Source organism: Cellulophaga sp. Hel_I_12, assembly GCF_000799565.1.
GTDB lineage: Bacteria > Bacteroidota > Bacteroidia > Flavobacteriales > Flavobacteriaceae > Cellulophaga.
In genome coordinates, this window is record NZ_JUHB01000001.1 from 2,837,934 (window position 1) to 2,851,135 (window position 13,202).

Annotated in this window: 15 protein-coding genes; 5 read left to right on the forward strand and 10 right to left on the reverse strand. The window is 35.5% G+C overall.

The features are described from left to right. The first annotated feature begins 5 nt into the window (after nt 1–5). Complete coding sequence (locus tag GQ45_RS12275) at nt 6–323, forward strand: hypothetical protein (protein ID WP_047418405.1); 318 nt, start codon at nt 6–8, stop codon at nt 321–323. Between the two features lie 99 nt (nt 324–422). Beyond that, complete coding sequence (gene rimK, locus GQ45_RS12280) at nt 423–1,793, forward strand: 30S ribosomal protein S6--L-glutamate ligase (protein WP_047418408.1); 1,371 nt, start codon at nt 423–425, stop codon at nt 1,791–1,793. A gap of 100 nt (nt 1,794–1,893) precedes the next feature. Here the strand turns inward: rimK and GQ45_RS12285 are convergent, their stop codons facing one another. Beyond that, nucleotides 1,894–2,835: an NAD-dependent epimerase/dehydratase family protein gene (locus tag GQ45_RS12285; RefSeq protein WP_047418411.1), complete on the reverse strand. Its 942-nt coding sequence runs from the start codon at nt 2,833–2,835 to the stop codon at nt 1,894–1,896. Between the two features lie 269 nt (nt 2,836–3,104). Between GQ45_RS12285 and GQ45_RS12290 the strand changes: the two genes are divergently transcribed. Together GQ45_RS12290 and GQ45_RS12295 are read left to right on the forward strand one after the other, a co-directional pair. Beyond that, the gene (locus GQ45_RS12290) at nt 3,105–3,602 is read left to right on the forward strand and encodes a hypothetical protein (protein ID WP_047418414.1); all 498 of its coding nucleotides are present in this window, start codon (nt 3,105–3,107) and stop codon (nt 3,600–3,602) included. Then, on the forward strand, nt 3,595–4,092 hold the full coding sequence (locus GQ45_RS12295) for a nuclear transport factor 2 family protein (protein WP_047418417.1): 498 nt from the start codon (nt 3,595–3,597) through the stop codon (nt 4,090–4,092). The genes GQ45_RS12290 and GQ45_RS12295 overlap by 8 nt, the downstream gene beginning before the upstream one ends. An 80-nt stretch (nt 4,093–4,172) precedes the next feature. Here GQ45_RS12295 and GQ45_RS12300 read toward each other — a convergent pair whose 3' ends face one another. From GQ45_RS12300 to GQ45_RS12315, 4 genes are all read right to left on the reverse strand, one after another. Beyond that, nucleotides 4,173–4,916, reverse strand: a complete 744-nt coding sequence (locus GQ45_RS12300) for a hypothetical protein (RefSeq protein WP_047418420.1) — start codon at nt 4,914–4,916, stop codon at nt 4,173–4,175. Nucleotides 4,917–5,080: 164 nt separating this feature from the next. Next, a complete protein-coding gene (locus tag GQ45_RS12305; RefSeq protein WP_047418423.1) occupies nt 5,081–5,455 on the reverse strand; it encodes a hypothetical protein in 375 nt (124 codons plus the stop codon). Between the two features lie 111 nt (nt 5,456–5,566). Next, complete coding sequence (locus GQ45_RS12310) at nt 5,567–6,367, reverse strand: NAD(P)-binding domain-containing protein (protein ID WP_047418426.1); 801 nt, start codon at nt 6,365–6,367, stop codon at nt 5,567–5,569. A 1-nt stretch (nt 6,368) separates the two neighbouring features. Then, nucleotides 6,369–8,654 carry a M28 family peptidase gene (locus GQ45_RS12315; protein WP_047418427.1) on the reverse strand — a complete coding sequence of 762 codons (2,286 nt, stop codon included), beginning with the start codon at nt 8,652–8,654 and terminating at the stop codon, nt 6,369–6,371. A 220-nt stretch (nt 8,655–8,874) separates the two neighbouring features. Between GQ45_RS12315 and GQ45_RS12320 the strand changes: the two genes are divergently transcribed. Beyond that, nucleotides 8,875–9,336 carry a CBS domain-containing protein gene (locus tag GQ45_RS12320; RefSeq protein ID WP_047418430.1) on the forward strand — a complete coding sequence of 154 codons (462 nt, stop codon included), beginning with the start codon at nt 8,875–8,877 and terminating at the stop codon, nt 9,334–9,336. A gap of 101 nt (nt 9,337–9,437) precedes the next feature. Here GQ45_RS12320 and GQ45_RS12325 read toward each other — a convergent pair whose 3' ends face one another. The 5 genes from GQ45_RS12325 to GQ45_RS12345 all read right to left on the reverse strand — a co-directional run bounded on the left by GQ45_RS12325 (nt 9,438) and on the right by GQ45_RS12345 (nt 13,186). Next, nucleotides 9,438–9,788 (reverse strand): hypothetical protein, encoded by a 351-nt coding sequence (locus GQ45_RS12325; RefSeq protein WP_047418432.1) that lies wholly within the window; start codon nt 9,786–9,788, stop codon nt 9,438–9,440. A gap of 2 nt (nt 9,789–9,790) precedes the next feature. Further along, the gene (locus tag GQ45_RS12330) at nt 9,791–10,282 is read right to left on the reverse strand and encodes a DUF6265 family protein (RefSeq protein ID WP_047418436.1); all 492 of its coding nucleotides are present in this window, start codon (nt 10,280–10,282) and stop codon (nt 9,791–9,793) included. A 47-nt stretch (nt 10,283–10,329) separates the two neighbouring features. Next, complete coding sequence (locus GQ45_RS12335; RefSeq protein WP_047420364.1) at nt 10,330–10,902, reverse strand: pentapeptide repeat-containing protein; 573 nt, start codon at nt 10,900–10,902, stop codon at nt 10,330–10,332. Between the two features lie 72 nt (nt 10,903–10,974). After that, entirely contained in the window at nt 10,975–12,597 is a 1,623-nt protein-coding gene (locus GQ45_RS12340; protein WP_047418439.1) for a M28 family metallopeptidase, read from the reverse strand. A 43-nt stretch (nt 12,598–12,640) separates the two neighbouring features. After that, nucleotides 12,641–13,186: a peptide-methionine (S)-S-oxide reductase gene (locus tag GQ45_RS12345; protein ID WP_052188217.1), complete on the reverse strand. Its 546-nt coding sequence runs from the start codon at nt 13,184–13,186 to the stop codon at nt 12,641–12,643. Between the last annotated feature and the right edge of the window lie 16 nt (nt 13,187–13,202).

Consider the following 13,202-nt stretch of genomic DNA (forward strand, 5'->3'; position numbering starts at 1 on the left):
AAAAAATGGAAAATTTAAAGAGAGTTATCGTTGATTTTAAAAAGCTTACCCCTGAGGTATTAAAGCTTTTAGTAGAGAAGTATCCTGATGGGTATGATGATTTAAACATCATTTCTTTCAAGAATGCTCAAGGTGAACGTATTGAAGCTGTTGAGGTAACTACAGAAGATACCAAGTATTTGGTTAAAATTAGTGCTAAGCTAGAGACCACCATGGCCAATTATGACGAAGACGACTATGAAGATTTTGAGGATGATGATCCAGATGCAGTAGTTGATCCAGATGCTATGCCAGAAGAGGGCGAATTAGATGAAGATGAATAAACATACAAACCCATAGTTTAAACAAAAAAGACAACCAACCTACTTCAAGGTTGGTTTTTGTGTCAATATAGAGTCGTATAAAAGCTAAATTTTTTTACATTGGATAAATTAACAATTATAGGTAGTGAAGAGTGGTGTGGTTTTGAAACTTTAGGTATCCCCGCCATAAAAGCCAGAGTAGATTCTGGAGCTAAAACATCATCAATACAAGCCACGAATATAAAAGTTTTTATAAAAGGAGCGCAGGAGTGGGTGAAGTTCGAGGTAAATCCTATTCAAGACAATAGAAGTATCGCCATCAACTGTGAAGCAAAGATGATTGACCGTAGAACCATAAAAAGTTCTTCTGGGATTGCCGAGGAGCGCTATGTAATTAGAGTGCCTGTTTCGCTTGGAGACCAAACCTTTGATGTAGAACTTACACTTGCCAATCGAGATACCATGGAGTTTCGAATGCTCCTTGGTCGTGAAGCTTTAAATAATAGATATATTGTAAATCCGGCAGAAAACTGTATGGTTAAAGATTTTACCGATGCAGAAATCACCAAAAAATATGCGACCTATTTTAAAGAAAAAACTGGTTTAAAAATAGCTATTTTAGCCAGTAACCCCGAATTATACAGCAATAAACGACTTATGGAAGCGGGTGAAATGCGAGGTCATGAAATGGTGTTTTTAAATGTGGAACACGCTTACATGAAACTCGACGCCTATTCTCCAGAAATTAGGTATCGTGGTGGAAATATTTTAAATGAATTTGATGCCATTATACCACGTATTAAACCAGCAGTTACTTTTTATGCCTGTGCTTTAATTCGTCAGTTTGATAATCTTGGGGTGTATTGTTTAAATTCTGCTGAAGCCATTACCCAATCGCGCGATAAATTATTTGCTTCACAACTATTTTCAAAAAATGATATTCATATTCCCATTACTGGCTTTGCTAAATCGCCGATGGATACCAAAGACTTGATAAAGATGGTCAATGGTGCGCCTTTAATCATCAAGTTACTAGAAAGTACACAAGGTAAAGGTGTTGTTTTAGCTGAAACGAATAAAGCCGCAGAAAGCGTTATCAACGCCTTTAAAAGTGTGCAAACCAATATTTTGGTGCAAGAGTTCATCAAAGAAGCCAACGGGCAAGATATTCGTTGTTTTGTAGTGAATGGTAAAGTTATTGCCTCGATGCAACGCCAAGCAGAGAAAGGTGAGTTTAGGGCGAACATACATCAAGGGGGAAAGGCATCTATAGTAAAAATTACCCTTGAAGAGAAAAAATTAGCGATTAAAGCGGCGAAAGTATTAAACTTGGCTGTGGCTGGGGTAGATATTATTCGTTCTAATAAGGGCCCTCTATTATTAGAGGTAAACTCTTCTCCAGGTTTAGAAGGTATTGAAAACGCCACAGGAAAGGATATTGCTAATAGTATGATCATGGCTATTGAAAATAAATTAAAGGTCAGAACCTAGTACTATTTTCCTTAAAAGATGATCAAAAATTAGAGCTATAAACGATACAGTACTGCCCTGTAAAAACAAATAACCATTATTAGTATTTTTAGGGCTCTTCTTAAGTGGCAAGATTTTCTAACATTTCTTTGGTAGTTTTATCCAAATCAAACGCTGATTTCCACTCCCAATCTTCCGTGGCTTTAGAATCATCGATACTGCTTGGCCAAGAGTCTGCTATTTGTTGTCTAAAGTCTGGCTCGTACTCAATTTTAAAATCAGGAATATGCTGCTGAATACTTTCCGATATTTCAATAGGAGTAAAGCTCATAGCGGCTAAATTATACGATGAGCGTATTTTTATTTTTTGGGCATCCGCATCCATAATGGCCATTGTAGCTCTAATCGCATCATCCATAAACATCATAGGAAGCTTCGTGTCTTTTTCTAAAAAGCAGGTATATTTTTTGTCGGATAGGGCTTTATGGTAAATTTCTACAGCATAATCGGTAGTACCGCCACCAGGTAATGTTTTCCAACTGATGAGTCCTGGGTATCTAACACTGCGAACATCAACACCATATTTTTGAAAATAGTATTCACACCAACGTTCTCCTGATTGTTTGCTAATACCATAGACGGTACTAGGCTCCATAATGGTATTTTGTTCTGTGTTTTCTTTTGGTGTATTAGGGCCAAAAACGGCAATACTCGAAGGCCAAAACACTTTTGAAATCTTTTTGTCTTTTGCTAAATTAAGCACGTTAAAAAGCGAATTCATATTTAAATTCCAGGCTCTCATGGGAAATTTTTCGGCAGTTGCACTGAGCATCGCAGCCATCAAATACACCTCTTCTATTTCATAATGCATCACTACATCTTCAATAGCGGCATAGTTGGTAGCGTCTAAAAGCTCAAAAGGACCAGAAGCCATTAAACTTTCATTCCCTTCACGAATATCACTAGCAATAACGGCGTCATTGCCATATTTTTCCCGTAGCGTATAGGTGAGTTCTGTGCCTATTTGTCCGCAAGCACCAATAATTAAAATAGATTTTCGCATAAAAAATGTAATATGTGTTGCCTAGAATTAAGCCACAAAAATCGGGATAAATTTTATTTTTTAGTAGGATATTTTGCCTTATTTTCAATATGTAGCGAAGAAACAGACAGTAGGCGTAAAATCTGCTTGTTTTCAATTAGTTTTTAAAACACAACGTATTTCTTTCAGCGATGCCTTAGGTTTACGCAAATATAACTCAATTAAAATCTTTTTATTTTAGAAGTATATTTAGTGCTTTTAAAAACTACTAAAATGTGTACTTTAGCTTTATGGTAAAACAAGTGGTACTTTTTTCGTTGCTCTTACTAGGAGCTATCTCATGCGGAGAACAAAAAAAAGAGGCGATAGAGAATGATCCTACTAAGGATTTGGTAGACTTAAAAAAGTTACCCAAAAAAATAGAACCTAGTGCCGCTGCTATGGAGCTTTTAAAAGATTGGACAGAATATAACGCCTTAAATGGTGCCATATCATCTTTTTATGCTGCAGAAACTAAAGAAGATGTACTCGTGTTGGTAGATGATTTAATAGAAAAACAAAAATTATTAGAAGCGTCAACCTACCCCCTTGAATTTGATAGACCTGATATAAAGAGTAGACAGAAAGTTTTTAAAACCTATGTCTTAAAAATTAAGTCTAATATGGTTTACGATATAAACCCCAGAGAAGCCGTGATTCAGGCCATTAAGGCTTACAACGCATTTAATAATCAATTTTCTATTGTTTTAAGCAGCAAAATTGATACAGAAATACTATTTGATGAATAAGCTATTTTTTATTTTTTTATTGGTAAGTATCACCTTGTGTGGTCAAGAAAATACTGAAGAAGTTGCGATCCATACAACGCTCGATAATTGGCATAAAGCAGCCGCAAGCGCTAATTTTGACGATTATTTTGCGCTTATGACGAGTGACGGCGTTTTTATAGGGACTGATGCTACCGAAAACTGGCAAAACATAGCCTTTCGTAAATTTTCTAAGCCTTATTTTGATGCTGGAAAAGCTTGGAGTTTTTCAAGCCTAGAACGCCATATTTACCTTAATGATACCAATGATTTTGCTTGGTTCGATGAATTATTAGATACTCAAATGGAAATTTGTCGTGGTTCAGGTGTTCTCAAAAAGAGCAATGGCGAATGGAAAATTGCACATTACGTGCTTTCGATTGCCGTGCCCAATGATAAGGTCGATGAGCTTGTTTTACTTAAAAAAGAAGCTGATGGTATTTTAAAGCAAAGTTTAAAAGTTAAACAATAATCATTAAGAAGGTATTCATAAAAAAAGCAGTGTGTTTTATTTTGATAAAACACACTGCTTTTTGATTATAAAGAATTAAACTACTGCTTCTTCTTTTTTCCCGTTGTAGCCGTCTCTTTGGCTGGCTCTGGCTCAACAGTAGTTGGTGGATTTTTTCTTGCCTCTAAAGCTTGCTTACTTAAACTCGCTAAATTAAAATTTGGATCTAATTGTAAAGCTTCATCGAAAAGCGCTATGGCGCCGTCTATATTATCTTTGTCAAGATTAAAAACCACCAATCCTTTTAAATGTAAAAAGGCTGCTTTTAAAGAAGCCTCATAAGGTTGCTGACGCTCATAAAAGGCGTGCTTCATATCTTCGGTAGAATTTAAAATACCATATTCAATATCTGTTGCAGCGCCGTTAGGATTTCCAGTCTGAATTTTTAGATCAGCCAACTCATAAGCAACATAAGGGTTAGGATTTCTTTGTTGCAACACCTCAAATTGCTCTATGGCTCTTTTAGGTTGGTTTAATGCTTTTAAGGAAATAGCCTTTACCTGCACGGCTAAATCTGAGTCAGTTTCAATTTTTTCAATACCAATGGTATTTAATGCTTGCATATGCTGATCATCATTGGCATAAATAAAAGCCAAAGTGTCTTTCCGCTGCGCAGATGGTGCAATAACATTCAAGTGGGTTAAGGCATTAATAACACCATTTACATCACCTTGCAAACGCATTTGTTGGTAAAACGCTTCGTAATGTTTTTGTAATTCGGATTTTGTTTGTGCGGTTAGGCTTAACCCCATACAAAGTACTATAGCAACTACTAATTTTTTCATTATGTTAAATTCGTATTTATTGATTTTGCTAAACTATAAAAATTATTTGTAGTATGTTGTTAATACCAGTTATTGTTTGATATTACGATAAAATAAAATCATTAAACTAAAAAAGATGCCCTGGAGCATCTTTTTCTATTTGTGGTTTTCAATTAGTCGGTTATTTAAATCGCCATTTGGTTCAATTCTTTATTGGAAAATGAACGCAATAAACTGGCATAGAATGCTAAACTCTTATGATCTTGATCTAAGCACGACTTTAAAAAGTCATTCAGATTTTTGAACAATAAATTAGCACGGAAAATGGGCATGTAGGTATTCACCTTTTTTGGATCGTACACGCTATCATCCATAATAATATCCATGGCTACCCGATTTCGGTGGTAATCAATAGATACGTCAGAAGCATTGTAGTGTTTTTTTAAAATAGCTACGTGTAGGTTTTTAAACTTCTGAGAGTTTTCTCGATTTGGAGCGCTTTGTGAAATGAGGTTTTCTATCTCAGAAATAACCTTTTCTTTTAAACTTAAATTTTCCATAATAATCGAATTAAAATTACATGTCAAAGGTATGATTATATCGACCAAACGCACAGGCAGTTAACACTTTAGCCCTTTTTTTGTTGTGAAAGCAGCTATTGTTGTTGTGAGTTAATTCCTAATAGAGGTAAGAAAATTAAAACCTTTAACAGTTTTTAGAAATGTACTGTAGATAATTTTTCCTTTTTCAGAGGAATCGGTATCGTATTCAGGTATTTTTAAATTTCTCTTTAGGGCTTCGCTGGTATAATAGACTTTTTTAGTCGGGTGATCAGGATAAACTCCGTTGATTATTTGATGCCAGAAATCCTTTTCAACGACCAAGCTGATAATTCGAATACAATCGTTTCTATGAATCAGATTTACAGGGTGATGTCCGTTTTTTAAATGATCTCGTTGGGATAATACCGTTACGGGGTGACGATCTTGGCTTATTAAACCACCAAAACGTATTATGGTTGTTTGTAGGTTTTTGTCCTCTTTAAAAATACCTTCAGCCTCCAGAAGTTGTTTGCCTGAATCGCTATTTGGAATTGGCCTTGTTTCTTCTGTGATGATCCCATCAATAGCTCCATAAACGGAGGTGCTACTAATAAAAACGATGTTTTTTATTCGACTTTTTTGAATATGTTGATGTAGCATTTTCATTTTGGCAACATAATTTTCTGAATTTTTACTTCTGAGTTTTGGTGGTACATTAATAATTAAAGTCGTTACGCCTTTTAAAAACTCTGTAATTTCACCTTGAATTTGTTGTTCTGAAAGTAAAATCAAATAGGGGCTTATTTTTTCTTGTTTTAAAATTTCTAATTTATCTGGTGAGGTCGTTGTTCCTTTTACTAAAAATCCTTTTTCTATAAACGACTTTGCTAAAGGAAACCCCAACCAACCGCAACCTATAATACCAATCATACTATTCGAAATTTACAGTTTTAATGAGTAAGGTTGCATCGTTTAATACAAAAGGCATCGGAATATTATCTATTGGTCGAGCTGGTACAGTAAATTGTTTATTGATCAGTAAATCATTGGCCGCTTCGTATAAAGTTAATTGTACTTTTTCGTTTTCAGGAAGTACTAAATACAAATCTGTATACAAATTATTGCTGATGTAATGGGTTACTAATTTTCCTTTTACTCTGTTTTTTAAGAAATAATCAGATAGCGCAATTCCATTTACGGTTGCTTTCGTCAAACTAACATCATTCGTAAAAATTTCCAAGCGATTTACATCACGTTGTGGAGTAATACAAATTTGTAAATGTCGTTCCTTATCAATAATTGTATCTTTAGTAATTTCAATTTTTGGTTCAAGAATATTTTTTGATGGTGCATTAGCTACATAGGTGAAGCCAGAACCATATTTGCTACTTATAACCGTTTGATTCAAGGCTTCTGGTGTTGTTTTATCTTGACCTATAAACTGTGCTGTCCAATCCGAAACTACATGTTCATAGGTAGCCCATTGAGCTGTTTGCTTATCGGCATTAAACACATAAAGTAAACTTGTGGGTTTAGCAGTACCGTTTGAAAAACCGCTATTTAAATGTGCAACAAGCATGGCTATTAAAAATAAAAAACCTGAAAGTAGGGCAAGAAATCCTTTTCGTTTGTAACATCCGATAATTGGGAGGAGTAAAAGAAAAATAAGTGTCGTGAGAAGGGTAGAGGCCACCATCATTTTTAAACCTAGACCCACAGGAAACATTTTGACAAAAGGGGTCAAAATCCATAACGCAGGTAATGCTAAAAATACGAAGAGTAAGCCATTTGGTTTTTCTTGTTGTATCAGCACAAAAAATGAGGCTAAAAGGGCAAAAACCGGAATGATAAAGAAATTAGCACCGGGTAAATAAGCTGTTAAGCATCCACAGATGACAAGCCATAAGATAAGTGGCGCAACGACTAAGTTTTTTGTGTTAATAGCTTTGAATTTTTTATAGGTGTAAAAACATACAGCTATTGAAAATAACACAAAAGCGGTGATATAGGTGTATCCGTTATAGGGAAACCCATGAAGCATATCGGTATATTGCGGATATAGCCCTTTTAGCGCCGACCAGCTAAAATACCCAACAAAACCATTCACGATAAGTGCGATGAACATGGGCAGAAATCCTATAAGAACGTCTTTTAGAACGAGCAATTTTTTTCTGAATCCATAAAATAATAAAACCATACACAGCCCTACCGCAAGTCCAAATAAAATCCAAATCCATTCAAACGGATAGGAAACTATTTTAAAAAAAGGCACTGTAAAATAATTATAATCGTTTAAGCTTTTTAGTGTTGTTAAGTCGGCATCGCTAAAATAGGTGAGTAAGGGCATTAAATAACTGCCTTGGTGGGCTAGCGTTTTTTTGTCTAAGCGCTCGTAAGTGTCTTGGGCCGTATGATAATCGAAATGATCATCAATAAACGCAAAATTAAGACCTTCAATGTCGGCCTCTTCTCTAAAAACGGTTAAATCGGTATCATTAGGTAACATTTTGTAAATGCTGTAGACCAAGGAATTTGCTACCGGGTAATTAGGATTAGCTTTTGAAAATTCTTTAATTAAATTACCGTTACCTCTGTTCGTTTCAATCAACATATACGAAGGACCACCACTACCACGTGCTTCAAAATTTAAAACGAGACCAACTTCTTTAGCCCAAGGGTGCTTTTTGACAAATAAATTAGCGCCATTTAAACCTAATTCTTCGGCATCAGTGATCAAAATAATAATATCGTTTTTTGGCGTCTTTTCTGCCGCTAAAAAAGTACGAATACCTTCTAAAATTGTGGCCACACCACTGGCAGCATCGCTAGCGCCAAAGGATGAATGTGGACTGCTATCATAATGCGACAATAACAGTAAAGCCTTTCCTTTTTCTGATCCTTTAATCCGTGCTAAAATATTTGTTGCTTTACTCAAATTTGCCCAATCGCCAGCGGTATAGCCTTCTTGTAATGAGGGCTCTAAACCCATTTTTTGTAGTTCATCAACGATATACTGCCTAACTTCGGTATGCCCAGGAAAGCCAACAGCATGTGGTTTTGTAGACATTTTTTTAACATGAGCTAAGGCATTGTTGGTCGAAAAGGCAGTTGAACTAGGAGTAGCGTCATTTTCAAACTCGGGAACCGATAATGTAAAGCCTAGATAGGTAGCCAAGAGTATTAAAAGTAAGGTAAAAAGAGCGTTGGTATTTTTCATTGTTGACGTAGTTGGCTATTTTTAAGAGAGAATTCGAGTGATGCTATAAAAGTATAACTTTTTAATGGGATATCTAATCGTAAGTAAATAGATCATTTTGTTAGGTATCTTTAAACATATATCATAATTAGTACAATTATTAGTATTTAATATGCAAATTAATTGCTTATTATTCAAAAATATTTAGTATCTTTCGAGTTAACCTAAAAATAAATGAGATATGGGAATCAAAAGTTTTCAAGGCGCACGAAAAGTGGTGAAAAAGGAATTCGAAGCTCCCATTTTGGTGCAAGATTACATGACCAAAAAATTGATCACCTTTACGCCTGATCAATGTATCTTAAAAGTAATGGAACTTTTTACGAAGCATAATATTTCCGGTGGACCCGTATTAGATAATAATGGTTTTTTAGTAGGTATTATTTCTGAGGCAGATTGTATGAAAACCATATCAGAGAGTCGCTACTTTAATCAACCAATTTTAGAAAAAAGCGTGGAGACCTATATGACAAAAAATGTTGAAACGATTGCTCCAGATATTAGCATTTTCGATGCTGCGGGTGTTTTTCACAGGAATAATAGAAGAAGATTACCGGTGCTAAAAGACGGTCTTTTAGTAGGGCAAATTAGTCGAAAAGATATTGTGATTGCTGCACTTAAATTGAGTGGGCAGAATTGGTAGAACTCCAGAAAGTGCTAATCTTTAAAGCTGAATTTTTAAACTTGTTTTCAAAAAGGCACAAGGTATGCTATAAATGTTCTCCCAGCGGGGCTAAGGCTTTACTATTCTCGTTTCACAATCATGTATAAATCATTATCCAGAGGCAAATAGCCTAAATCATACACAAAATAATAGATAGTTCCTTTCTTTGTGGTATAAATACTGGTAAATGTATCGAAATCAAAGCCTTTATCGGAAAGTTTGATTTTAGTAGTCGTTGTTTTTCCATCTTTCAAAGGAAAACTTTCTAAAATTCTATGATTTTTTCGGAGTCTATTATTGATATTTCTGATCAGATTTTTGGTGTCTTTGTTCATTTTGTTGTGGTGCGCATTTCTACAGTAGTCCGAGCAGAATTTTTTATCCTCTCTACCAATTATTTTTTCACCACATTCAGGACACTTTTTTTCCAAGATTATTGTTTTTTAAAGTTGAATGTTATTTCTGACTTTGATCCGTCTTTATGGACCGTAACTACATGAGCATTCATTTCAGTTGCGCTAATTTTTTCATAGGTTAAGCCATCAAAATACAATTTATTTTTTTCTTTTTTAATCAGCTTAAAGTCTTGGGTTTCGTCTTTTTCTTCCCAACCCTTAAGATCGGCTCCGAAATGTTTTAATTGTAATATAAGGGAGTCCTCTTTCTCGAGAATATGGCCAATTTCATAAAAATTTACTTTACCATCAACCACTAGTCTAAAGCTAAAGAGCATGGAATTACCCATAGCCGTTGTCCAAATTTCTTCGGTGGTTCCACCAAATGCTTCGCCTTTCCAATGCCCTTGTATAAAACTAGCATCTGCCAGTGTTGCTTTGGGAGATGGGGTATTTTCTTGCCCAGTGAGGGTGTTCTGTGAGAAGCAAATAGTAGAAAAAAGTAAGGCAAGTAAGAAGGCTTTCATCATAGTCGTATTTAAATACAAACCTAAGATACAATTATTTACCCAATGGTTTAATGCACATCAATTTTATAACGGCTAAGTAAACCTTCTAAATTATCCTTTGAAAACTTTGCTTTTTTCATGCTATTTTCTTCTGGATGTATAGAAAAGTGATACGCTGTTCTGAAATCAGCTTTTTCTAAGATAGTATTACTAAAAATGGCATGCTCTAAATCGCATTGCTCAAAAATAACTTCTGTAAGATTACTATTGGTAAAATCTACGTGCTGTATTTTACAAGATTTAAAAAGTGTTTTTTTTAGTTTTAATCTCTCGAATGAGGCATAATTTAGGATGCAATTATCAAAGCTAAAAGACAGTAAAAATAGGTCGCACACGCTAAAATTTATGCCAAGAAGTTTACAGTTTTTAAAAGCACAATCCTTTATACTGGTCTCTTTTAAGTTGGCATTGCTTAAATCACAATCTATAAACTCACAGGACGAAAACGTGATGTTGCTGAGCTCTGCTTTTGAGAAAATACAAGTATCAAAAATGCAATGTTCATATTCGGCCTTTGGCAACCTATGTTCTGTATACTTTTTGCTTTTATAGGTGGCGTCAACGATAAGCGGATTGTTCATCTTGAAATTTTTGATTAGGAGGTAAAGTTTACAAGGAGCTATACCCCATCTTTGAGCTTTACCAACAGCCATTTACTTATCTCTAGCAGCTTTAAACTCGCTAGAGTCATACCATTTTGGGAATTTAGTTTCGTTAGCCAACTGCAAGCCAACATGAAATAGAAGCTGCGCATCAAACTGTATACCACTTAAGGCAGTTTCGCCGGGAATGTATTCATCCGCAGGTTGGTGGTATTTATTTTTTTGATAATCTTCCTTCATTTTTTTTACATAGTCAACACCGTATTCAAAATCTTCATGACTTCCGCTCGCATATAAGGCGGGAATGCCGATTTTAGCAAAATTAAAATGATCTGATCTAAAGAAATACCCTTTTTCTGCGTCAGGATCAGGAATAATATATCGCCCTTGTTGATCAGCGGCTGTTTTAGCGTAGGCGTCCATTTCAGAATGTCCAAAACCTGTTATGGTCAAATCTTTCATAGGACCAGGACTTGCAAGTGCATCCATATTGATGTTAGCAACCGATTTTTTAGGATCGTAAATTGGGTTTTCTGCATAAAACGCAGAGCCAAGCAAGCCTTGTTCCTCTGCCGTAACTGCAATAAAAACGATAGAACGTTTAGTAGGAGGCATTTTTTTATAGGCCTCGGCAATGGCCAATAAGCAGGCGGTTCCAGAAGCATTATCGACGGCTCCATTGTAAATAGAATCGTTTTTGACAGGTCTGCCAACCCCTAGATGATCCCAATGCGCAGAATAAATAATGTACTCATCTTTTTGATCGGTGCCAGGAATGAGCGCTACCACATTTTTCGAGACATCCTTTTTAATGGTATTGGTAATTTGAACTGATGCTTTTAATCCTAAGGCGATAGGTTTAAAGTTTTTTTGCCGAGCAAGGGTATTGTAGTTTTTATCTTCAAGAGATGAATTCTCAAATAACTGTTGCGCACTTTCCATACTGATCCAGCCTTGTACATCGGTTTGTGGGGCACTGCTTTCTAAGTTCATTTTTGCGCCACTCCAGCTGCTTTGTACTACATTCCAACCGTATGAAGCAGGTTCAGTTTCATGAATAATTAGTATGCCAGCAGCACCTTGTCGAGCAGCCTCTTCATACTTATAGGTCCAGCGACCATAGTACGTCATCGCATCGCCTTTAAAAAGTTGATTATCTCCTGACCTAAATCCAGGATCATTGATTAAAACTACTGCTGTTTTACCTTTCCAATCGATGCCTTCATAATCATTCCAGCCATATTCGGGGGCGACAATACCATATCCCGCAAAAACTAATTCTGAATCATTTAGTGCAACATTAGGGACTATTCTTTGAGTAAGTGCAACAAAATCATCCAAGTAATCTAAGACTATTGGCGTTTTGCCACCAGAAATCGTCATTTTTTCGGAAGGTGTTCCTGTAATTTCTACGAGAGGAACTTCTTGAAAAAAACTAGTTCCATTGCCCGGTTGTACTCCGAGTTTTATAAACTCTTCTTTTAAATAGTTTACAGTTTTCGTTTCACCTTCGGTAAACGGCATTCTTCCTAAAAAGTCATCAGAGGCCAATGCCGCAATATGATTCCCGATCGTAGTTTCCTGAACTTGAACATCTATTGCTTTTTCTTTTGGTTCAGACTTGCAACTTATTATGGCTAAGGTAAGTACTGAAATTAAAAGTTGTTTTTTCATAAGCTTAGTGAGTTTAAGGATTTAGAAATCAGTTATAAACTTACTACATTTTACTCTTTTTATCAACTAACGGCTTGGTTATAAATGATTTCTCTTTTATTGCCCTTGTGTATTGGGAGAACTTGGTGAGTACTATCTTTAACTTAGGTTCAATAAAGCTTGTACAAAACGGTTTTTCAGGATTTTTAACATAGTAATTTTGAACGCTTTCTTCGGATGGTTTGAAGGCTTGAAAAGGGAGTACTTGCGTTATGATTGGTTTGTCAAAATCAGTTTGAAGGTTTTTTACTAGGCGTTCAGCCATTTTTTTCTGTACTTCAGAAAAAGTATACACAGCAGACCTATATTTTTTACGCATGCTGTGATTAGACGTGCTTTTATGGGTGTGTAAATGAATTTCAATTAAGGTTTTAAGGTCTATTTGATCCCGATCAAAGTGCAGCCATACTGCTTCGGAATATGCTTCGTTTTTTCCGATTGATGCAATCCAACCTTGTTGCACATGGCGTACTCCTTTCAAATTTTGAAAAACAGCCTCTGTACACCAATGGCAGCCACCTCCAAACCCTATTTCTTGAATGTCAGTCAATGCAAATATTTTTAAT